Source organism: Ruicaihuangia caeni (assembly GCF_040536845.1).
GTDB classification, from domain to species: domain Bacteria; phylum Actinomycetota; class Actinomycetes; order Actinomycetales; family Microbacteriaceae; genus Ruicaihuangia; species Ruicaihuangia caeni.
In genome coordinates, this window is record NZ_CP159582.1 from 1958369 (window position 1) to 1979406 (window position 21038).

The following is a 21038-nucleotide window of genomic DNA, read 5'->3' on the forward strand; positions in this document are numbered from 1 at the left end:
GATCGCATGCGCGATGCGTCGGCGCGCATCATTCTCTGGGCGGTGCACGCCCGTCATTCTGCGGGCCACACGCCCGAAGTCCCCCGACGGTGGCTCGCGACGAGGTGGGTATCGACGATTCCGATCGCCTCCATGAGCGCGAACATCGTCGTCGGACCGACGAACACGAAGCCCTTCGCGCGCAAGGCCTTGGCGAGGGCGACCGACTCAGGAGACTGGGTCGGTATGTCGGTGAGCACTTCAGGTTCCGGCGTCACCGCCGGTTGGAACGACCACACGAGTTCCGCCAAACCGCCCTCATCGCGAAGCCGGATGGTTGCGGCAGCGTTGCTGATCGTGGCGCGGATCTTGCGCAGATTGCGCACGATGCCGGCATCCGCCATGAGCCGTTCGACCTGGGCGTCCGTGTACTGGGCGACGACCTCGGGGTCGAAGCCGTGGAATGCCGCACGAAACGCCGGTCGCTTGCGAAGGATCGTCACCCACGAGAGTCCCGATTGGAACGCTTCGAGGCTGAGCCGCTCGAACACACCCTGCTCGTCGCGCACCGGCATGCCCCACTCCGTGTCGTAATACTCGCGGAGCAGCGGATCGGTCGCCGCCCACGCCGGCCGGGCGAGCCCGTCGTCGCCGATCACCACCCCGATCGCCGAGGTCACGCCGCTTGCTCCAGTTGCAGCAGCGCGGTCTTCGCTTCGAGCCCGCCGATGTAGCCGCCCAGGCTGCCGTCGGTGCGGAGCACCCGGTGGCACGGAACGACCACCGGCAGCGGGTTCGTGGCGCAAGCCGTGCCGACGGCTCTGACGGCCCCCGGGTTCCCGAGCACAGCGGCGACCTGCTTGTACGACTCGGTGTGCCCGTACGGGATGTGCGGGAGATGCTGCTGCACGAGCGCACGGAACCCGCTCGACAGCGCGTGGTCGAGTCTCACATCGAAGGCCCTGCGCTGCCCTGCGAAGTACTCCTCCAGTTGGCGCGCCACGTCGTCGAGGCGACTCGGCGCACGCAGTACGCGGGGGCTCACGCGCTCCGCGAGGTGTGCGAGCACGGCATCGAAGCCCTCCCGCTCGAAGGCGACCCGCACGAGCCCCCGCTCGGTGGCCGCGAGCAGCAGCGGACCCACCGGCGTATCGATGATGCGGTACGCGACGTCCAGCAAGCCCTGCTCGTCGGCGGCGTCGGCCAGACGAGCGTGCAGCAGTGCGAGCTGCTGAGGGGCGGCATCCGTCGCTCGATGCAGTTCATCGCTCACTTCATCGCGCGGGCGGCTACGAGTGTTCGATTCGGGCGTGGTCATGCGCCTCACCCCTCCTGTTCGTTCCGGTAGCTCCGGCGCAGATTCTTGATGCCATCGGATGCCGCACGCCGCGCCGCGTCGGCGGTGCCGCCCATGAGCTCAGCGATCTCCCGGTACGGCAGTCCCGCGAAATATCGATAGGCGACGGCATGTCGCTGACGCTCGGGCAGGGCGCGCACGGCGCGCCAGACGTCTTGCCGCTCGGCGTCCGAAGTCGCCGCGGCATCCGGCATCCACCCATCCGGAGCTGCATCCGGCAGGTCGCCGAGCGCAACTGCTCGTCGTCCCCGTGCACGGATCTCATCGATGGCCTTGCGCTTCGCGATGGTGACGAGCCACGCCTCCACGTTCGCGTCGTCGGGCAATTCCGGCCACGCTCGCATGGCGGCGATGAACGTCTCGGTCCACGCGTCGTCGGCATCGGCATGACCATCCAGCACGGCACGGCACACGCGAAGCACCATCGCGCCGTGCTCAGCAACGACCTGCTCGAACGGCAGCTTCATGCTGCTGACCGTGCTCTGCGCCGTGGGGAAGTCATCCTGAAGTCCATCGAATACGAAGACGCGCCGACCCGCAGGATTGTGAGATCGCCGATGCAACGAGTGTCGCAGGCCGATGAGGCGGGCGTCGCCGCAGCATGCCCCCGCGCCGTCGATGCGAGCGCGACTAGGTTGGAATGAGCGTGTTGCGGGCCCGCCGTCACGTGGGCGCCGCACCACGGGCAGTGCCTCAGAAACGCGTTGCGTCACGAAGGAGCGTGCGGAGCAATGACCAGACTCGCAGCGACGGTGGTGCTGCTGCGAGACGGCGTGCACGGACTCGAGGTGCTCATGATCGAGCGGCCGCACCGAGGATGGTTCGCCGGCGCGTGGGTGTTCCCGGGAGGGAAGGTCGACCCTGATGACAGGCCTGAGTTCTTGCGCCCGCCCCGCGGAGTCAGCGACGCGCCAGCCGTCGACGCACGAGCTGGCGAAGCCGGCGTCTACGCGCCCGACCGAGCGGGAGACACGCTCGTCGACACTCGGCAGTTCGCGGCGGACGACGCACTTGAAGAAGCGGCCGCGCGCCGTGCCGCAGTGCGCGAGGTGCGCGAGGAGACCGCGCTCGCCGTCGACCCCGCATCGCTGGTCGTCACCGCCCGATGGGAGCCTCCGGCTGATGCGGTGCCGAGGTTCCGCACCTGGTTCTATCTCGCGGAGTCGCCGCACGACGAGATCGCGCTCGCCGAGGCCGAGGCGATCGCCTACCGCTGGTTGACCCCCGCAGCCGCGCTCGATCAGCACGCCGACGGCCGGCTCCTGCTGGTGCAGCCGACGTGGGTGACCCTCCATCGGCTGCGCGAGCACGACACCGTCGCCGAAGCGCTCGCTGCTGCTCGGGTCGCGCAGTTCCGCGACCACTCCACACGCCACACTCCCGACGACACCGTCATGCTGTGGCGCCCCGACGTGGCCTTCGACGACGCCTCGCTGCTGCATGCTGACGGGCCGAGGCATCGGCTCGACATCAGCCGCTTGCCATGGGTGTACACCTGCACTGAGTGATGCAACTGAGTGATGCAACCGAGTGATGCAAAGCGATGCCTGCGACGAAACCGAGTGAAGGACGGATGAAGAGGAGCGCGCGATGACCGATGTGCTCGTGGTCGGCAGTGGCCCGAACGGCTTGGCAGCAGCTGTCACCGCTGCGCGAGCCGGTCTGAGCGTGCACGTCATCGAGGCGGCCGACACCATCGGCGGGGGCACCCGCACGCTCGAGCTCACGCTGCCGGGGTTCCGCCACGACCTCTGCTCGGCCGTGCACCCGGCGGGCCTCGCTTCGCGGTTCTTCAAGTCCATCGGTCTCGATCGCAGCGTCGACTGGATCATCCCCGACGCTTCATACGCCCACCCACTTCCGCACGGGCGTGCGGCAATCGCTTGGCGCGATCTCGAACGCACGGTCGAGAGCCTTGGCCGCGACGGTCCAGCCTGGCGACGCCTGCTGATGCCACTGGTCGCAGACATCAACGGTGTGGTCGACTTCACCGGTTCGCAACTGCTCCGGATGCCGCGGCATCCGGTCACCGCATTCCGCTACGGCCTGCGCAGCCTCGAACAGGGCACACGCCTGTGGAACTCGCGCTTCACCGAACCCGACGCCCCCGCGCTGCTCACGGGCGTCATGGCGCACGCGGCAGGCGGCATGCCCTCGCTCGCCTCCGCGGGAGCGGGCCTGCTGCTCGCCGCGCACGCGCACGCGGGCGGCTGGGGATTCCCCGTCGGCGGGTCGCAAGCGATCGCCGATGCCATGGCGGCCGACATTATCGCCCACGGCGGCACGATCGAGACCGGCCGGCGCATCGACTCGCTGCGCGAGCTGCCGCGGGCCCGCGCGACACTGCTCGACACCTCTCCGCGGCTGCTGCTCACCGGCGACCTGCCGAGCAGTTACCGACGCGCGATCACTCGCTACCGGTACGGGCCCGGGCTCGCCAAGGTCGATTTCGCGTTGAGCGCACCGGTTCCTTGGGCGAACAGCGAGATCGCCGAATCGCCCACGGTGCACCTCGGCGGGCTGCGTCACGAGATGGCCGCGGCCGAGAATGCAGTGGTCAACGGACGGATGCCGGCCAAGCCGTACGTGCTGGTCACCCAGCCGAGCCTGCTCGACCCGTCTCGCGCGCCGGCGGGCCAGCACACGCTCTGGGCGTACACCCATGTGCCGTCGGGCTCGCACTTCGACGCGACGGAGACCATCACCGCGACGATCGAGCGCTACGCGCCCGGGTTCCGCGACGTGATCCTCGCCTCCAGCTCGCAGAGCGCCGCCGAACTCGCCGCGCGCAATCCGAACGACATCGGCGGTGACATCTCCGGTGGCGCGATCACCCTGTGGCAGCTCGCGAAGCGCCCGGTGCTCTCACCGACGCCGTGGCGAACCCCGGTCGACGGCGTCTACCTCTGCTCGGCGGCGACCCCGCCCGGGCCGGCGGTGCACGGCATGAACGGCTGGTACGCCGCGCGGCTCGCGCTGCGCGACCGCTTCGGTCTCGAACCGCCACTCGACGTCTGACTTCCGCGGCGTACCGTGGGCCGCGTGGAGTGGCTCGAGTGGTTCGACGCGCACGACTTCGAGTTCGCGCGGCAGGTGGTGCAGCGGGGCACCGCGGCGCTGTACCTCATCGCGTTCCTCACCACTGTGCAGCAGTTTCCCGCGCTCCTCGGCGAGAAAGGGCTACTGCCCGCGACCGAACTGCTCAAGCATCCGCGGTACCTTCGCTCGCCCACGATCTTCAAGCACTGGCGCTACACCGACCGACGGCTCATCGCCCTGTGCATCGTGGGCATCGCGATCGCGGTCGCCCTCATCGCCGGCTTCCCGCAACTCGGCCCGCCCTGGGTGCCCCTCATCGCCTTTCTCGCGATGTGGGGCATCTACCTCTCGATCTTCTCGATCGGCCAGACGTTCTACGGCTTCGGCTGGGAGATGCTGCTCATCGAGATGGGCTTCACCGTCGCGTTCCTCGGCTCCGACCAGGTGCCCCCTCCCACGACGATCCTGCTGCTCATCTGCTGGCTCGTGTTCCGCCTCGAGTTCGGCGCGGGCATGATCAAGATGCGCGGCGACCGCGCATGGCGGAACCTCACCGCCATGTATTACCACCACGAGACGCAGCCCATGCCCGGGCCGCTCAGCCGGCAGGCACACCTGCTGCCGAAGTGGTTCCACCGCGTCGAGGCGGCCGGGAACCACGCGGTGCAGCTCGTCGTGCCGTTCCTGCTCTTCGTGCCGTATCCCGTCGGCAGCATCGCGGCGGCGCTGATCATCCTCACTCAGTTGTGGCTCGTCTTTACAGGAAACTTCGCGTGGCTGAACTGGGCGACCATCGTGCTCGCCTTCGCCGCCGTCAACGACCGGGCGGTGCACGCGGTGCTGCCCTTCATCCCCACCGACCTCGGCACCGATCCGAGTCGCTTCGACGAGCCCGGGCTCACCGGCCACGCGCCGGTGTGGTGGTTCGTGATCGTCATCGCGGCGACCGTCCTGCTGGTCGTCGTCGCCTACCCACCGCTCATGAACCTCGTCTCCAGGCGTCAGCTGATGAACGCGAGCTTCAATCGTTGGCAGCTCGGCAATGCGTACGGCGCCTTCGGCAGCGTGACCCGCGCGCGCATCGAGTACGTCATCGAGGCGACGAACGATGATCCGTCCGATCCAGGTGCCGAATGGCACGAGTACGAGTTCCTCGGCAAACCCGGAGACGTGCGCCGGATGCCGCCGCAATGGGCGCCGTTCCACCTCCGGCTCGACTGGCTCATGTGGTTCCTGCCGCTCGGGCGAGGCCGCGAACCGTGGTTCGACATGCTGCTCATTCGCTTGCTGGAAGCCGACGAACCCACGCTTCGCCTGCTCCGCAAGGCGCCATTCGGCCGCGAGAAGCCTCGCGCGATCCGCGTGCTCGCCTACCGCTATCGCTTCTCCACTCACGAGCAGTACCGTCGCACCGGGCAGCGCTGGATGCGCGTGCTGGAGGGCGTTCTCGTCAGGCCCATCTCGTTTCACAGCGGCGCGTGAACAGTGATGGATGCCGCTGCACCCGCCGCGACTCGTGATGCACTTGTGAGCCTGGTTCTCCTCCACATGGCCGCAACCCGGGTCTAGACTCACGGCAAAGCGGCTGGGGCCGCTACCGCCGGCGGCCGTGGGGCCGCTCGTCACGAAGGAGTGGCAATGCGTTGGAACCGTGGACTTCTTGCTGGAACGGCGATCGTCGCGCTCGCGCTCACGGGGTGCGCCGGTAACGGGGGAGAGCCGACGCCATCCGGCACGACCGGTCCGGGAGGGAACGGCAACGGCTCGAACGTCGAGGTCGATGACGCCGCGGCAGCGCTGCTGCCGGACGACATCGCGTCGGCTGGGAAGCTCATCATCGGCGTCGATCCCAACTACGCGCCCAATGAGTACAAAGACGAAGCGGGCGCCCCCATCGGGTGGGCGATCGAGTTGACCGACGCGATGGCCGCCAAGCTCGGTCTCACCACTGACTACCGGCCATCCGGCTTCGACCGCATCCTCCCCAGCATCACGGGCGGCAGTTACGACCTCGGCATGTCGTCGTTCACCGACACTGCAGAGCGCGAGCAGCAGGTCGACTTCGTGAACTACTACGAGGCCGGCATTCAATGGGCGCAACCGATCGGCGGCAACGTGAACCCCGACGACGCCTGCGGTCTCACCGTGTCGGTGCAGGCCACCACGTACGAAGAGACGGAGGAACTTCCTGCGAAGTCGAAGGCCTGCGTCGACGCGGGCAAGGAGCCGATCAACATCCTGAAGTTCGAGACGCAGGACGAGGCGACGAACGCGCTGGCCCTCGGCAGGGCGGATGCCATGAGCGCCGACTCTCCCATCACCCAGTACGCGGTGAGCCAGGTCAGCGACAAGATCGAGCTCGCCGGTGACGCGTTCGACGTTGCGCCCTACGGCATGGCGGTCGACAAGGGCAGCGAACTGGCGAAGGCCGTGCAGGCGGCCCTGCAGTCACTCGTCGACGACGGCACGTACGAGAAGATCCTCAAGGAGTGGGGCGTCGAGGCCGGCGGCATCTCAGAGATCACGATCAACGCCGCGACCGCGGGCTGAGGCGATGGCCGCAGACCGTGACCGAGCCGGTGCCTCTCGAGCGCCGGCTCCAACGCCGCCCGAGCCTTCCGCGACGGCTTCGTCGCGTCCGGTCGGAGTGACCGAGGAGTCAGAGGCGATCCGCGCGGTGCGCCTCCGGCATCCCTGGCGCGTACTGGCAGCGATCGTGCTTGTACTGCTGCTCGCTCTCTTCGTGCTCGACGCGGCCAACCGGCCGGCGTTCGGCTGGGCGGCGTTCGCGCAGTACCTCTTCGACCCGCGCATCATGCAGGCGGCGCTGAACACGCTTGCCTTGACCGTGTACTCCATGGTGGCCGGAGTCTTGATCGGCGTGCTGCTGGCGATCATGCGGCTCTCGCCGAACCCGGTGGTGAAGTCGGTGGCGTGGCTCTACCTATGGGTGTTCCGCGGCACACCGGTGTACGTGCAGCTGGTGTTCTGGGGCCTGCTCGCCACCATCTACGCCACCATCGACATCGGCATCCCGTTCACCGCGCCGTGGATCCAGTTCGAGACGCGCGACACGATCGATGTGTTCTGGCTGGCGGTGATCGGACTCGCGCTCAACGAAGCCGCCTACATGGCGGAGATCGTGCGTGCGGGCATCATGTCGGTCGACCAGGGGCAGAACGAGGCGGCGACCGCGCTCGGTATGTCGTGGACGAAGACCATGCGCCGCGTGGTGCTTCCGCAAGCGATGCGCATCATCATCCCTCCCACGGGCAACGAGGTCATCTCGATGCTCAAGACCACATCGCTCGTGGCGGCCGTGCCCTACAGCTTCGACCTGTACGGACGTGCTCGCGACATCTCGGCGGCAACGTTCGACCCGATCCCGCTGCTTCTGGTCGCATCGGCCTGGTATCTCGCGTTCACCTCCGTGCTCATGGTGGGCCAGTACTTCCTCGAGAAGCGGTTCTCGCGCGGCATCGGCATGGAACGACAGACCAGGCGCGGTTCGGATGCCGGGCGATCCGGCGCGGTCACCACCGCGACCGGGCCGGTTCCCGGCGTCACGACCACAGCAGGAGCGTCGAGCGCGTCGGGCTCCGGCTCGGTTGAGACCGACCACAACGAGCCCGAGAGGCGACCGGTCGACCCCGGCCAGACGCCGACAGGGAAGGAGTCTGGGTGACTGCGATGCCGACCTCCGAAGAACGACGAAGCGACCAGGCCGCGTCGCGCGCGCGCACCGGGCTCATGGTTGAGGCGCGCGGCGTCTCCAAGAGCTTCGGCACGAACCAGGTGCTGCGCAGCATCACCCTCGACGTCAAGCGCGGCGAGGTCATGTGCATGATCGGGCCGAGCGGTTCCGGAAAATCGACGTTCCTGCGTTGCATCAACCATCTCGAGAACGTCGACGCCGGCCGACTGCGCGTCGACGGCCGCCTCGTCGGCTACGAGGAGCGCGGTGACAAGCTCTACGAGTTGAAGCCGAAGGTCGCGGCAAGGCAGCGACGCGACATCGGCATGGTCTTCCAGCGGTTCAACCTCTTTCCCCACATGACAGCGCTCGAGAACGTGATCGAGGCGCCGATGCTGGTGAAGGGCGAGCGCAAGGCGGTCGCCGTCGAGCGAGCCAGAACCCTGCTCGAGCGCGTGGGCCTCACCGGTAAGGCCGACGCGTATCCGGCGCACCTGAGCGGTGGCCAGCAGCAGCGCGTGGCGATCGCCCGCGCGCTCGCGATGGAGCCGAAGCTGATGCTCTTCGACGAGCCGACGTCTGCGCTCGACCCCGAGCTCGTGGGCGAAGTGCTCGACGTCATGAAGCAGCTGGCGGCATCCGGCATGACGATGATCGTCGTCACGCACGAGATGGGGTTCGCCCGAGAGGTCGCCGACTCGCTTGTCTTCATGGACGGGGGAGTCGTCGTCGAGTCGGGCGACCCACGCGAGGTGATCGCCAACCCGCAGCACGAGCGCACCAAGGCGTTCCTCGGCAAGGTGCTGTAACAGCGCTTGCCCGCGGGTCTCCTACTTCAGCGCCTTCTGGATGCGCTGCAGTGAGGCGGGTTCGGCGGTGCCGAGCTGCTGGGCGAAGAGGCTGACGCGGAGTTCTTCGAGCAGCCAGCGGACGTGCACGAGATGCGGGGCAGCATCCGGTGCCAGTGGCAGTGTGCCGCCCGCCTTTGTGTAGGCGGCGGTCGCGGCGGCGACCTCGTTCATCCAGCCGCGGTCGCGGGCGATGTCGGTTGCGAGCTTCTCCAGGCGCGAGACGACGGCCTGCAGATAGCGCGGAAGGTGCCGCAGCTGGGCGAGGCCGGTGCGTGACACGAAGCCGGGGAAGATGAGTGCGGCGAGCTGCTCGCGGGCGTCGGCCACCGCGGGCAGCACGCTCATATTCGTGGCCGACTTCAACGCCTTCTCGGCCTCGCGGTGGGCGGCGAGTGTGCGTGCGGTGAGCGAGACGGCGGCGTAGAGATGGTCGACGAGGCCGGCGGAGGCTTCGCGTCGCAGCGCCTCGAACTCCTCGGCGGTGAACAGCATCCTGTTCGGATGCCGCGCACGCAGCGCCTGGTCGAGGCAGGCGTCGAGGCAGTCATCGAGCAGCGCTTGCACGTTCTGGTACGGGCTCGTCGCGAGGGTGAGCTTCTCGTGCTGCGAGAGGTGGTCGCGCACGTACCCGAGCGGCGACGGGATCGTGAGGGCCAGGAGACGGCGGATGCCGCGGGGCAACTCACGCGCCTGATCTTCGGGTGTGGTCAGCAGCGTGATCGATACGCTGCCGCCGCGATCGATGAGCGCGGGATACGCGCGGATCACTCCGCCGCCACTGCGAGTGTCGACGACCTTCGGCAGCTCGCCAAAATCCCACGCGGTGATGCCGTCGCGCTCGATCGAGTTGGGCACCGCTCGCTCGGTGACCGCTGCGACCGAGTCGCGCGCCCGTGACTTCAGCTTCTGCTGCAGCGACTCGAGGCTCTTGCTGCGGGCCAGCACGCGCCCTCGGTCGTCGGTCACCGCGAAGCCGGGCCGCAGGTGCGGAGGCAGCCGGTCGAGGTCGAAGTCGTCGGGGGAGACCGGCGTGAAGGTCTGCCGCTGGATCTCGCGGGCGAGGAACTCGGTGATGCCGGCATCCGACAGGTCGGCACCTGCCGGCACTGCCTCGAGCAGCCGCCGCGCCCAATCGGAGGCGGGCACGACATTGCGGCGGATCGCCTTCGGCAGCGTCTTCAGCAGCGCGGTCACGAGTTCCTCGCGAAGGCCCGGCACGAGCCAGTCGAAACCTTGGGGCTTCACGCGCGACAGCAGCGGCAGCGGTACCTTCACCGTCACGCCATCGTCGTCGGCGCCGGGCTCGAAGCGGTAGCCGATGCCGAGCTTCTGGTCGCCTTGCGTCCACGACGTCGGGTACGCCTGGGAGTCGACGGCGGTATCGGCGGCGAGGTCGTCTTCGGTCATGGTGAGCAGGTTCGGCTGCTCGCGCGATGCGCCGCGCCACCACTTCTCGAAGCCGCGCACCGTCGCGACGTCAGCGGGGATGCGCCGGTCATAGAACTCGAACACCCCTTCGTCGTCGAAGAGGATGTCGCGGCGTCGCGTGCGCTCCTCCAACTGCTCGAGCCGTGAGCGCAGCGCCCGATTCTTGCGGTCGAACTCGAAGAGCTTGCGGTTCAGCCGCGAGACGTCCCAATCGCCCTCGACGAGCCCGTGGCGAATGAACAGCTCGCGGGCATGCTCAGGATCCACGCGGGCGTACTGCGCTCGCCGTCGCTGCACGATCGGCACCCCGTAGAGCGTCGCCCGCTCCCACGCGATCGCAGCCCCCTGCTTCTTCTCCCAGTGCGGCTCCGAATACGTGCGCTTGACGAGGTCGCCCGCGAGTTGCTCGGCCCACGCCGGTTCGATCGCGGCGACGGTGCGCGCGAACAACCGGCTCGTCTCCACGAGTTCGGCTGCCATCACGGCCTGCGGTTGCTTCTTTGAGAGGCCCGAGCCTGGGAAGATGAGGAATCGGTGGTTTCGTGCGCCGACGTAGTCCTTCTTCTGCGCGTCGCGAAGGCCGATGTGGCTCAGCAGACCGGCGAGCAACGAGCGATGGATGGCGTCGGCCGCCACAGGCGCGCGCGTAGGCGCGTCGGCGACGGCAGCGGCGACAGCGGCGACTGCGGCATCCGCGCCGCCCCCCTTCTTCTCCGACTCGACGTGGAGCCCGAGTTGCTTCGCCGCGCGCGTGAGCTGCCGCACGACGTCTTCCCACTCGCGGAACCGCAAGAAGTTGATGAACTCCGCACGGCACAGTCGGCGCAGGGCGCTGCCCGACAGCATCCGCTCCTGCTCCTTGAGGTAGTTCCAGAGGTTGAGCAGCGTGATGAAGTCGCTCGTCGGGTCGGTGAACCGGGCGTGCAACTGGTCGGCCTGCGGGCGCTTCTCGAGCGGGCGCTCACGCGGGTCTTGGATAGACAGCGCCGCGACGATCGCGATCACCTCGCGCGTGTGCCCCTGCCGACCGCTCTCGATCACCATGCGCGCGAAGCGGGGGTCGATGGCGAGTTGCGTGAGCTGTCGGCCCACGCGCGTGATCGCACCGTCTCGGTCGATCGCCCCGAGTTCGCGCAGCAGATCGAGCCCGTCCTTGATGCCGCGCGAGTCGGGCGGCTGCAGGAACGGGAATCGTTCGATCTCGCCGAGACCGAGCGCGATCATCTGCAGGATCACCGCCGCGAGGTTCGTGCGGAGGATCTCCGGTTCAGTGAACTCCGGGCGCCGCTCGTAGTCGGCCTCCGAGTAGAGGCGGATGGCGATGCCATCGCTGGTGCGGCCAGAGCGGCCCGAGCGCTGGTTGGCCGAGGCCTGCGAGATCGGCTCGATCGGGAGCCGCTGCACCTTCGACCGCGGGGAGTACCGCGAGATGCGCGCGGTGCCCGCGTCGATCACGTACTTGATGCCGGGCACCGTGAGGCTCGTCTCGGCGACATTGGTGGCCAGCACGACGCGGCGACGGATGCCGGGAGCCCGTCCCGGCTCGAACACGCGGTGCTGATCGGCTGCGCTCAGCCGCCCGTAGAGGGGCAGCACCTCGGTGCCATCGAGGGGTGAGCGAGGCTGGATCGCGCCGCGGATCGCGTCTTCAGCGTCACGAATCTCGTTCTCGCCGCTGAGGAACACGAGCACATCGCCGGGCTCTTCGCGGACGAGTTCTTCGAGCCCGGCGATGATGCCGTCCATGAGGTCGATCGGCTCGCGTGCGACCGAAGGGCTCGGGTTGCGGCGCTTGGTGCGCTCCGGCTCCGAAGGGCCGTCTGCGAACGCGTCATCGACGTCGTCGCTATCGTCGGTGTCGACGGCATCCGGGTCGAGAGGGCGATAGCGGATCTCGACCGGGTAGGTGCGTCCCGACACCTCGACGATCGGAGCCGGCCTGCCCTCGGCATCCGCGAAGTGCTTCGCGAAGCTCTCGGGATCGATCGTCGCCGAGGTGATGATGACCTTGAGATCGGGCCGCTTGGGGAGGATGCGCTTGAGGTAGCCGAGCAAGAAGTCGATCGTGAGGCTGCGCTCGTGCGCCTCATCGATGATGATCGTGTCGTATCGCTTGAGCAGTCGATCGCGGTGGATCTCGTTGAGCAGGATGCCGTCGGTCATCAGCTTGATGCGAGTCTTGGCCGACACCTGGTCGGTGAATCGCACCTGGTAGCCGACGAGGTCGCCGAGCTCTGAGCCGAGTTCCTCGGCGACGCGTTCGGCGATCGTGCGCGCTGCGATGCGCCTGGGTTGGGTGTGCCCGATCATCGTGCGCCCGAGCTCGAGGCAGATCTTCGGCAACTGCGTGGTCTTGCCCGATCCGGTCGCTCCCGCGACGATGACGACCTGATGATCGGCGATCGCCTTGGCGATGTCGTCGCGCCGCTGGCTGACCGGCAGTTCAGCGGGGTACGAGATCGCGAGGAGCGGGGCAGACATGAGCCCTCCATCCTACGCCGCGGGTCATCTCGCGCACTGCGTGACGTACGCTGGTGGTGGCGCGTCGGGAAGCCTGGTCGACATTTCGTACTGTCGACCGCACCGGAGCCATCGTGACCTCACAGCATTCTCGCCATTCAGCAGAAACCCCGCAGTTCCCTCGCCGTGGGAGCTACGCCGAGGCGGTGCGCATCGGCGCGCTGCTCCGCAAGGAGACCGTCGGCGGCGGTCTGCTGGTGCTCATGGCGGCGATCGCGATCATCTGGGCGAACTCGCCGTGGGCGGAGGGCTACTTCTGGCTGCGCGACCTCGAGTTCGGGTATGAGCCATGGCACTTGCGTCTCAGTCTCGGAGCGTGGGCCGCCGACGGCTTGCTGGCGATCTTCTTCTTCCTGGTCGGGTTGGAGCTCAAGCGCGAACTCGTCGCCGGCGACCTGCGCCGATTCAGCACAGCGATCGTGCCGGTCGTCGCCGCGATCGGCGGCGTCGTGGTACCCGCCGCGTTCTACATCGCGATCGTCGCGCCGGATGCTGAGCTCGCCAAGGGCTGGGCCATTCCCACGGCCACCGACATCGCTTTCGCCGTCGCGGTGCTCGCGATCATCGGCTCGCACCTGCCCAGCGCGCTCCGGATCTTCCTGCTCACGCTTGCCGTCGTCGACGACCTCATGGCGATCGGCATCATCGCGGTCTTCTACACCGAGTCGATCGAGCTGGCTCCGCTCCTCCTCGCGCTGCTCACCATCGCCCTCTACGCGGTGCTGGCGCAGCGCTACCGGCAGTTCTTCCATCTCCGGCCGGTCGCAGCATGGGCGGTGCTGCTCCCAATCGGCGTCGTGGCCTGGGCGTTCGTGCATGCCGCCGGAATCCACGCGACGATCGCGGGAGTGCTGCTGGGCTTCACCATCCCAGTGCTGCACCGCCGCCGCGACGCCGTCGGTGAAGGCGAGCCCGGTCTCGCCGAAGTGTTCGAGCACCGCTTCCGCCCGTTGTCGGCGGGTTTCGCGGTTCCGGTCTTCGCGTTCTTCTCCGCCGGTGTCGCGCTCGGTGGCCCCGAGGGCTTCATCGCCGCGCTGACCGACCCGGTCACGATCGGGATCGTGGCAGGGCTGGTCGTCGGCAAGCCGATCGGCATCGTGCTCGCCACCTGGGTCATCACACGGGCCCGCGGCATCCGTCTGGATCCGGCGCTCAAGTGGATCGACATCACAGGCGTGGGCCTGCTCGCCGGCATCGGATTCACAGTGTCGCTGCTCATCACCGAGCTGAGCTTCCCGGGCGCGAATCCGCACCATGACCACGCCAAGGTCGCGATTCTCGTCGCCTCTTTGATCGCGGCGATCCTCGCGTCGATCCTGCTGTCGATCCGCAATCGTCGCTACCGCCGGATCGCGCTGGAGGAAGCGGTCGACGACGACGGCGACGGCATCCCCGACGTCTACCAGGACCGCTGAGCCGGCGCGCAGCCCCGGGCAGACTCAGCCGTCGCCGTCGCCGGCCTGCTCCTCGAGGAAGGCCTCGGGGCCGACCTCGGCAGCGCGAGGGTCCATCCAGAGGGCGCTGAAGAGGTTGCCGTCGGGGTCCTCGAAGCTGCGCGAGTACATGAACCCCATGTCCTGCGCTTCGCGGTGCTCTCGCCCGCCTGAAGCCATCGCCTTGCTTAGGAGCTGGTCGACCGCCTCGCGCGAGTCGTAGCTGAGAGCCGTCTCGACCTGCAGGCTCTGGCTCGGATCGGCGATCGGCTTGTCGGTGAACGTCGCGAAGAAATCGCGAGTGAGCACCATGAGGTAGATGTGCTCATCGACCACCACGCAAGCCGCGTTCTCGTCGGTGAAGTCGGGGTTGATGCGCCAGCCGAGACCGGTGAAGAAGCTCTTGGCGCGCTCCAGATCGCTGGTGGGCAGGTTGACGAAGATCTGCGTCGCCATGGTGTCTCCTTCGACATCGGGCGCCCGCGATGAGTGCGACGATCTCGCGGGCATCTGGTGGGTTGCTGGAGCTGTGCCGCGCCACCAATGCTTGCAGACCACCAGCGTCATGTCAGCCCCGAGTTCTGTATACAAAGTGGCCGCTAGTGTTGCCGTTTCCACGAGTTTGGCTAGTCTGTGTATACATTCGGCTCGGTTGGCATGGAATTGCACGGGGCGGATGCCGGAACCCAGCGAAGGAGGCGCCATGCGAGCGAGCGACCGCGCCTACCGAACGCTGCGCGACGAGATCGTACGGTGGGAATTGCGGCCCGGCACAGTACTGGCCGAAGTGGAGCAGGCCGCCCGGCTGGGCGTGAGCCGCACGCCCCTTCGTGAGGCGCTCTCCCGGCTCGCCGCCGACGGGCTCGTCGCCGCGCACGCCGGTCGTGGACTCGTTGTCACCGCGATGTCGGCTGACGACATCCGGAACCTCTTCGAGGTGCGGCGAGCGCTCGACGAGCAAGCCGCGAGACTCGCCGCCCAGCGCGCGGATGACGAGGTCTTCAGCGAACTGGAGTCCGCATTCGAACGGGCTCCAGAGCTGCTGCGCGGCGACGACCCGGATCGCGACGCGTATTACGAGTTGGTCGCGCGGTTCGACGCAGCGCTCGACGACGCCGTGCAGAACCCCTATCTCGTCGGCGCGATGAAGCAGCTCCGGACGCATTTGGTGCGAATCCGCCGTCTGGCCATCGACGATCTGCCGAGACTGCGGGCAGGCGCCGCCGAGCACCTCCTCATCGTCCGCGCCATCCGCGCCGGCGATGGCGAACTCGCCGCCCACGCCACCCACGTGCACCTGCACAATGCGCTGCAGCACGCCCTCGCCCACGCCGTACCCCCTGAGACCCCGGCCGCGAAGGATGCAGGCACGGCCCGCGTGCCCGAGCAAGCACCGGCTGGCCCGTATGCAACTGAGCGCCACCGAACCGAGAGGATCGCCCTGTGAAGAACCACGACGTACGCGTCTACCGAAGCGAAGAGCACCTGCCCCGCGAGGAGCAGCTCGCGTGGAAGCTCGCTGAGGTCGCTGCCGAGCAGCTCGATCCCGCGCCCGAGGTGACCGACATGGTCATCAACCGCGTGATCGACAACGCGGCAGTCGCCGTCGCGTCGCTCGGCCGTGCGCCGGTGCTCGCGGCGCGCGATCAGGCGGAGCAGGCCGGCGCCACCCGCGGTCGAGGGGCGACGGTATTCGGCTCCGCTGCGCTGGTGAGCCCCGAGTGGGCCGCATGGGCGAACGGCGTCGCGGTACGCGAACTCGACTACCACGACACCTTCCTCGCCGCCGACTACTCGCACCCTGCCGACAACATCCCCGCGATCCTCGCCGTCGCCCAGCACACGGGCCGCGACGGCGGCGCGCTGCTGCGCGGCATCGTCACCGGCTACGAGCTCCAGGTCGACCTGGTGAGGTCGATCTGCCTGCACAAGCACAAGATCGACCACGTCGCACATCTCGGCCCGTCAGCGGCCGGCGGCATCGGCACACTCCTCGGCCTCGAAGCAGAGACGATCTATCAGGCCATCGGCCAAGCGCTCCACACGACCACCGCGACCAGGCAGTCGCGCAAGGGCGAGATCTCGACCTGGAAGGCGCACGCGCCCGCGTTCGCCGGGAAGATGGCCGTCGAGGCGGTCGACCGCGCCATGCGCGGTCAGACCAGCCCGAGCCCGATCTATGAGGGTGAAGACGGCGTGATCGCGTGGTTGCTTGACGGTCCCGAGGCGCGCTACCAGGTGCCACTTCCTGAACGAGGCGAGCAGCGCCGCGCGATTCTCGACACCTACACCAAGGAGCACTCTGCCGAGTACCAGGCGCAAGCACTGATCGACCTGGCACGACGGCTCGGCAACGCCCGGCCCGAGCTGCGCGACCCGGCGAACATCGAGCGCATCGTGCTGCATACGAGCCACCACACCCACTACGTGATCGGCTCGGGAGCGAACGACCCGCAGAAGTACGACCCCGACGCCAGCCGCGAGACCCTCGACCACTCGATCCCGTACATCTTCGCCGTCGCACTTCAAGACGGCGCCTGGCACCACGTCGCCTCCTACGCCCCCGAGCGTGCTGCCCGCCCCGACACCGTCGAGCTGTGGCGCAAGATCATCACGCAGGAAGACGCGGAATGGACGCGCCGCTACCACTCGACCGACCCTGCCGAGAAGGCGTTCGGCGGCCGAGTCGAGATCGATCTCGTCGACGGCACACGCGTCGTCGACGAGATCGCCGTCGCCGACGCTCATCCGCTCGGCGCACGCCCCTTCGCCCGCGAGCAGTACATCGCGAAGTTCCGGATGCTGGCTGACGGCGTGCTCGCCGACCCCGAGATCGAGCGGTTCCTCGATGCCGCGCAGCGGCTGCCGGAGCTGACAGCATCCGAATTGCTCGAACTCAATGTCATGGGCGACGTGCCCTCGGCCGGTACGAAGGGGATCTTCTGATGCTGTACGCGACCACGAGTGCCGCCGAGAAGCGGGCGGCGTTCCGCGAGCGGCTCGGATCGGGCGAACTGCTGCAGGTGCCAGGAGCGTTCAACCCGCTGAGCGCGCGCCTCATCGAGGAGAAGGGGTTCGACGGCGTCTACATCTCGGGCGCAGTGCTGGCCGCCGACCTGGGTCTGCCCGACATCGGGCTCACCACGCTGAGTGAGGTCGCCGGCCGCAGCACCCAGATCGCTCGCATGACGAACCTGCCCGCGCTCGTCGACGCCGACACAGGATTCGGCGAGCCGATGAACGTCGCGCGCACCGTGCAGGAACTCGAAGACGCCGGCGTCGCCGGGCTGCACATCGAGGACCAGGTGAACCCGAAGCGCTGCGGGCATCTCGACGGCAAGCAGGTCGTGGATGCCGATACGGCCGTCAAGCGCATCCGCGCCGCCGCCGACGCGCGCCGCGACCCGAACCTGCTCATCATGGCCCGCACCGACATCCGCGGGGTCGACGGCATGGACGCGGCGATCGATCGGGCCAAGCGCTTGGTCGACGCTGGTGCCGACGCGGTCTTCCCGGAGGCGATGCGCGACCTCGGCGAGTTCGAGGCGATGTGCGAGTCGCTCGACGTGCCGGTGCTCGCGAACATGACGGAGTTCGGCAAGAGCGAGCTCTTCACGGCCCAGCAGTTGCAGGATGCCGGCATCCGCATCGTCATCTACCCCGTCACGTTGCTGCGAAGCGCCATGGGCGCCGCCGAGCGCACCCTCGATCTGATCGCCGCAGAAGGCACGCAGGCCTCCGCCGTCGCTGACATGCAGACCCGGGCGCGGCTCTATGAACTGCTCGACTACAGCGGCTACAACGCGTTCGACTCGGGCATCTTCAACTTCACTGTGCCCGGCCGCTGACCCGTGGCCCTGCGGCACTGAGCCGCGACCCCATGGCGCCATCGGGTTCACGAAGCACTGAAGCCGCGCGCCACACGGGACGGCCGACCGCAGCAGACTTGAACACACGAGTATCACGAAGGAGTGAGATGAGCGACGACATCCGAAAGGGACTGGCCGGCGTCGTGGTCGACGAGACCGCGATCTCGAAGGTGAACCCAGAGACGAACTCGCTGCTGTACCGGGGCTACCCGGTGCAGGAGCTTGCCGCGAACTGCACGTTCGAGGAGGTCGCCTACCTGCTCTGGCACGGCGAGCTGCCGACGCCGGTGCAGCTGGAGGAGTTCCAGCAGCTCGAGCGCGCGCAGCGGCATCTCGACGCTGCCGTGAAGAACGTCATCGACGAGCTGCCGGTGACCGCGCACCCCATGGATGTGCTCCGCACCGCCGTCAGCGTGATCGGTGCGCGAGACGAGACCGTGCCGTCGATGGCCTCGCCAGACGACCGCGAGGCGAACGTGCGACGGGCCATCACCCTGTTCGCGAAGATTCCGGCGATCGTCGCGTACGACCAGCGCCGTCGCCGCGACGAAGACCTGGTCGAGCCCCGCGAAGACCTCTCGTACTCGGCGAACTTCTTGCACATGACGTTCGGCGAAGTGCCCGAGATGGTCGTGGTCGACGCGTTCGACGTATCCATGATCCTGTACGCCGAGCACTCGTTCAACGCGTCGACGTTCACGGCGCGGGTGGTGACCTCGACGCTGAGCGATCTGTACAGCGCGGTCGTCGCCGCGGTCGGAGCGCTCAAGGGTCCGTTGCACGGCGGCGCGAACGAGGCCGTGATGCACGTGTTCCAGCAGATCGGCACCGCTGACCGGGCCGAACCGTGGCTCGAGAACGCCCTCGCGACCAAGCAGAAGATCATGGGCTTCGGGCACCGCGTGTACAAGAACGGAGACTCGCGCGTGCCGACCATGAAGGCGGCACTCGACACCCTCATCACCCATTTCGATCGGCCCGACCTCGCCGAGCTCTACGACGCCCTCGAGCACGCGATGGTCAGCCGCAAGAACATCAAGCCCAACCTCGACTACCCGTCGGGACCGGCGTACCATCTCATGGGTTTCGATACATTGATGTTCACGCCGCTCTTCGCGGCGAGCCGGGTGACCGGGTGGACAGCGCACATCATCGAACAACTGGAATCGAACGCGCTGATCCGCCCACTGAGTGCCTACACCGGCCAAGACGAAAGGCATGTGTGACCGGATGACCCGCGTTCCCGTCATCAGACTCAACGACGGGAATGCCATCCCGCAAATCGGTTTCGGCGTCTACAAAGTGGATGCCGGCAACGCCGAACGAGTGGTCAGCGAAGCACTCGAAGCGGGCTATCGCCACTTCGACACTGCGGCGCTGTATGGCAACGAGGCTGAGGTCGGCCGGGCGCTGCGCGCGTCCGGAATCCCTCGCGAAGAGCTCTTCGTCACGACGAAGCAGTGGTTTGACCGTCAGGAGCCGGCGGAGGCGGAGCGCGCCATCGCCGAGAGCATGGAGAAGCTCGACCTCGGTTATATCGATCTCTATCTGCTGCACTGGCCGGCCCCGAAGCGCGACCGCTATGTGGGCGCCTGGCAGGCGCTCGAACGGTTCAAGCTCGACGGGCTCACCCGCTCGATCGGCGTGTCGAACTTTCTCGTGCCGCATCTCGAGCGGCTCGCGCGCGAGAGCGCCACTGTGCCCGCGGTGAACCAGATCGAGTTGCATCCGGCGTACCAGCAGCGTGATGTCGTCGCGTACTGCCGGGCGAACGGCATTGCGGTCGAGGCATGGGGCCCGCTCGGGCAGGGCAAGTACGACCTCTTCGGTGAGGAGCCGGTGGTCGTCGCCGCGAAGGCGCACGGCGTGACCCCGGCACAGGTGGTGCTGCGCTGGCACCTGCAACTGGGGAACATCCCGTTGCCGAAGTCGGGCAACCCCTCGCGCATGCGCGAGAACATCGACGTGCTCGGCTTCGACCTCACGCTCGCCGAGATCGACGCGATCACCGCGCTCGAGCGTGGCGGCCGCGGCGGCCCGCACCCCGACGAGCAGAATTGAGCGCGGCAGTGCGCGGCCGCTGGTGGCGGCTGGCGATCGTCGGGCTGCTCGCCGGTTTCTTCTCCGGACTCTTCGGAGTGGGCGGCGGAGTGATCATCGTGCCGTTGCTGCTGATGCTCGCGAACTTCGAGCAGCGGCGAGCAAGCGGCACCTCGCTGACCGCGATCCTGCCGACCGCGATCGCCGGTGCCATCGGGTACGCAGTGCAAGGCGAGGTCGACTGGATCGCAGCGGGATGCCTCGCCGGCGGCGCCATCGTCGGCTCGCTCATCGGCTCCTGGTTGCTGCACAAGGTTCCCCAGGGCGTGCTGCGCTGGCTGTTCATCGTGTTCCTCGTCGCCATGGCGATCCGGATGTTCCTGCTGGTGCCCGACCGCGGCGCGGTGCTCGAACTCGGGGTGGGGACGGTGGTCGCGCTCATCGGGCTGGGGCTTGTCACCGGCATCCTGTCTGGACTTCTCGGTGTCGGGGGAGGCGTGGTCGTCGTGCCGATGCTCATGGTGCTGTTCGGCATGGGCGACCTCGTGGCCAAGGGCACCTCGCTGTTGATGATGATTCCCACCTCGATCACGGGCACGCTCGCGAACGTGCGCCGCGGCAACAGCGACGTGCGTGCGGCGGCGGTGATCGGTCTGCTCGCGGTGCCGGCATCGCTCGGAGGCGTCGCCGTGGCCGCGGCGGTGCCGCCACAACTCGGCGCTGTGCTCTTCGCCGCGCTGCTGGTCTTCACCGCGGTGCAGCTCGCGGTGCGCGCCGTACGCCAACGCCGCCGAGGCCGCGACTGAGCTCAAACCGCACCCGGGGCCG

The 21038-nt window shown here is 68.0% G+C and carries 18 protein-coding genes; 13 read left to right on the plus strand and 5 right to left on the minus strand.

Features of this window, described 5'->3' with window-relative positions; translation table 11 throughout:
- Positions 1 to 53: 53 nt before the first annotated feature.
- Genes ABV606_RS09110 through ABV606_RS09120 form a run of 3 tightly spaced genes read right to left on the minus strand, consistent with a single transcriptional unit; the run spans position 54 to position 1803 of the window.
- Positions 54 to 659, minus strand: coding sequence for a DNA-3-methyladenine glycosylase I (locus ABV606_RS09110; RefSeq protein WP_353987450.1), 606 nt, complete (start codon positions 657 to 659; stop codon positions 54 to 56).
- Entirely contained in the window at positions 656 to 1297 is a 642-nt protein-coding gene (locus ABV606_RS09115) for a methylated-DNA--[protein]-cysteine S-methyltransferase (protein ID WP_353987451.1), read from the minus strand. Before ABV606_RS09115 ends, ABV606_RS09110 begins: the two co-directional genes overlap by 4 nt.
- A 5-nt stretch (positions 1298 to 1302) precedes the next feature.
- The gene (locus ABV606_RS09120; protein WP_353987452.1) at positions 1303 to 1803 is read right to left on the minus strand and encodes an RNA polymerase sigma factor; all 501 of its coding nucleotides are present in this window, start codon (positions 1801 to 1803) and stop codon (positions 1303 to 1305) included.
- Positions 1804 to 2067: 264 nt separating this feature from the next.
- On the opposite strand from ABV606_RS09120, the gene ABV606_RS09125 reads away from it, so the two are divergent.
- From ABV606_RS09125 to ABV606_RS09150, 6 genes are all read left to right on the plus strand, one after another.
- Positions 2068 to 2844, plus strand: a complete 777-nt coding sequence (locus ABV606_RS09125; RefSeq protein WP_353987453.1) for an NUDIX domain-containing protein — start codon at positions 2068 to 2070, stop codon at positions 2842 to 2844.
- Positions 2845 to 2926: 82 nt separating this feature from the next.
- Complete coding sequence (locus ABV606_RS09130; protein WP_353987454.1) at positions 2927 to 4354, plus strand: phytoene desaturase family protein; 1428 nt, start codon at positions 2927 to 2929, stop codon at positions 4352 to 4354.
- 24 nt (positions 4355 to 4378) lie between these two features.
- Complete coding sequence (locus tag ABV606_RS09135) at positions 4379 to 5857, plus strand: lipase maturation factor family protein (RefSeq protein WP_353987455.1); 1479 nt, start codon at positions 4379 to 4381, stop codon at positions 5855 to 5857.
- A gap of 156 nt (positions 5858 to 6013) precedes the next feature.
- Positions 6014 to 6925, plus strand: coding sequence for an ABC transporter substrate-binding protein (locus tag ABV606_RS09140; protein ID WP_353987456.1), 912 nt, complete (start codon positions 6014 to 6016; stop codon positions 6923 to 6925).
- A 97-nt stretch (positions 6926 to 7022) separates the two neighbouring features.
- Complete coding sequence (locus ABV606_RS09145) at positions 7023 to 8060, plus strand: amino acid ABC transporter permease (RefSeq protein ID WP_353987457.1); 1038 nt, start codon at positions 7023 to 7025, stop codon at positions 8058 to 8060.
- A 5-nt stretch (positions 8061 to 8065) separates the two neighbouring features.
- Positions 8066 to 8878 (plus strand): amino acid ABC transporter ATP-binding protein, encoded by an 813-nt coding sequence (locus ABV606_RS09150; protein ID WP_435415552.1) that lies wholly within the window; start codon positions 8066 to 8068, stop codon positions 8876 to 8878.
- Positions 8879 to 8899: 21 nt separating this feature from the next.
- Here the strand turns inward: ABV606_RS09150 and hrpA are convergent, their stop codons facing one another.
- Positions 8900 to 12829, minus strand: coding sequence for an ATP-dependent RNA helicase HrpA (hrpA, locus tag ABV606_RS09155; RefSeq protein WP_353987458.1), 3930 nt, complete (start codon positions 12827 to 12829; stop codon positions 8900 to 8902).
- 113 nt (positions 12830 to 12942) lie between these two features.
- Between hrpA and nhaA the strand changes: the two genes are divergently transcribed.
- Positions 12943 to 14283: a Na+/H+ antiporter NhaA gene (gene nhaA, locus ABV606_RS09160; RefSeq protein ID WP_353987459.1), complete on the plus strand. Its 1341-nt coding sequence runs from the start codon at positions 12943 to 12945 to the stop codon at positions 14281 to 14283.
- Between the two features lie 24 nt (positions 14284 to 14307).
- Here the strand turns inward: nhaA and ABV606_RS09165 are convergent, their stop codons facing one another.
- Positions 14308 to 14757, minus strand: a complete 450-nt coding sequence (locus ABV606_RS09165) for a VOC family protein (RefSeq protein ID WP_353987460.1) — start codon at positions 14755 to 14757, stop codon at positions 14308 to 14310.
- A 247-nt stretch (positions 14758 to 15004) separates the two neighbouring features.
- On the opposite strand from ABV606_RS09165, the gene ABV606_RS09170 reads away from it, so the two are divergent.
- From ABV606_RS09170 to ABV606_RS09195, 6 genes are all read left to right on the plus strand, one after another.
- Entirely contained in the window at positions 15005 to 15748 is a 744-nt protein-coding gene (locus tag ABV606_RS09170) for a GntR family transcriptional regulator (protein WP_353987461.1), read from the plus strand.
- Entirely contained in the window at positions 15745 to 17247 is a 1503-nt protein-coding gene (locus tag ABV606_RS09175) for an MmgE/PrpD family protein (protein WP_353987462.1), read from the plus strand. The genes ABV606_RS09170 and ABV606_RS09175 overlap by 4 nt, the downstream gene beginning before the upstream one ends.
- Positions 17247 to 18149 carry a methylisocitrate lyase gene (gene prpB / locus ABV606_RS09180; protein ID WP_353987463.1) on the plus strand — a complete coding sequence of 301 codons (903 nt, stop codon included), beginning with the start codon at positions 17247 to 17249 and terminating at the stop codon, positions 18147 to 18149. The genes ABV606_RS09175 and prpB overlap by 1 nt, the downstream gene beginning before the upstream one ends.
- Before the next feature lie 128 nt (positions 18150 to 18277).
- A complete protein-coding gene (locus tag ABV606_RS09185) occupies positions 18278 to 19396 on the plus strand; it encodes a bifunctional 2-methylcitrate synthase/citrate synthase (protein ID WP_281489344.1) in 1119 nt (372 codons plus the stop codon).
- A 4-nt stretch (positions 19397 to 19400) separates the two neighbouring features.
- Entirely contained in the window at positions 19401 to 20231 is an 831-nt protein-coding gene (locus ABV606_RS09190) for an aldo/keto reductase (RefSeq protein WP_353987464.1), read from the plus strand.
- The gene (locus ABV606_RS09195) at positions 20228 to 21016 is read left to right on the plus strand and encodes a sulfite exporter TauE/SafE family protein (protein WP_353987465.1); all 789 of its coding nucleotides are present in this window, start codon (positions 20228 to 20230) and stop codon (positions 21014 to 21016) included. The genes ABV606_RS09190 and ABV606_RS09195 overlap by 4 nt, the downstream gene beginning before the upstream one ends.
- The last annotated feature ends 22 nt before the right edge of the window (positions 21017 to 21038 follow it).

What these genes read in the sequence shown, in the direction of transcription:
- ABV606_RS09185 (WP_281489344.1), top strand. Translation starts at nt 18,278, where the DNA reads ATGAGCGACGACATCCGAAAGGGACTGGCCGGCGTCGTGGTCGACGAG.
- ABV606_RS09150 (WP_435415552.1), top strand. Translation starts at nt 8,066, where the DNA reads ATGCCGACCTCCGAAGAACGACGAAGCGACCAGGCCGCGTCGCGCGCG.
- ABV606_RS09170 (WP_353987461.1), top strand. Translation starts at nt 15,005, where the DNA reads ATGCGAGCGAGCGACCGCGCCTACCGAACGCTGCGCGACGAGATCGTA.
- ABV606_RS09130 (WP_353987454.1), top strand. Translation starts at nt 2,927, where the DNA reads ATGACCGATGTGCTCGTGGTCGGCAGTGGCCCGAACGGCTTGGCAGCA.
- ABV606_RS09190 (WP_353987464.1), top strand. Translation starts at nt 19,401, where the DNA reads ATGACCCGCGTTCCCGTCATCAGACTCAACGACGGGAATGCCATCCCG.
- ABV606_RS09120 (WP_353987452.1), bottom strand. Translation starts at nt 1,803, where the DNA reads ATGAAGCTGCCGTTCGAGCAGGTCGTTGCTGAGCACGGCGCGATGGTG.
- ABV606_RS09140 (WP_353987456.1), top strand. Translation starts at nt 6,014, where the DNA reads ATGCGTTGGAACCGTGGACTTCTTGCTGGAACGGCGATCGTCGCGCTC.
- ABV606_RS09165 (WP_353987460.1), bottom strand. Translation starts at nt 14,757, where the DNA reads ATGGCGACGCAGATCTTCGTCAACCTGCCCACCAGCGATCTGGAGCGC.
- prpB (WP_353987463.1), top strand. Translation starts at nt 17,247, where the DNA reads ATGCTGTACGCGACCACGAGTGCCGCCGAGAAGCGGGCGGCGTTCCGC.
- hrpA (WP_353987458.1), bottom strand. Translation starts at nt 12,829, where the DNA reads ATGTCTGCCCCGCTCCTCGCGATCTCGTACCCCGCTGAACTGCCGGTC.
- ABV606_RS09125 (WP_353987453.1), top strand. Translation starts at nt 2,068, where the DNA reads ATGACCAGACTCGCAGCGACGGTGGTGCTGCTGCGAGACGGCGTGCAC.
- ABV606_RS09115 (WP_353987451.1), bottom strand. Translation starts at nt 1,297, where the DNA reads ATGACCACGCCCGAATCGAACACTCGTAGCCGCCCGCGCGATGAAGTG.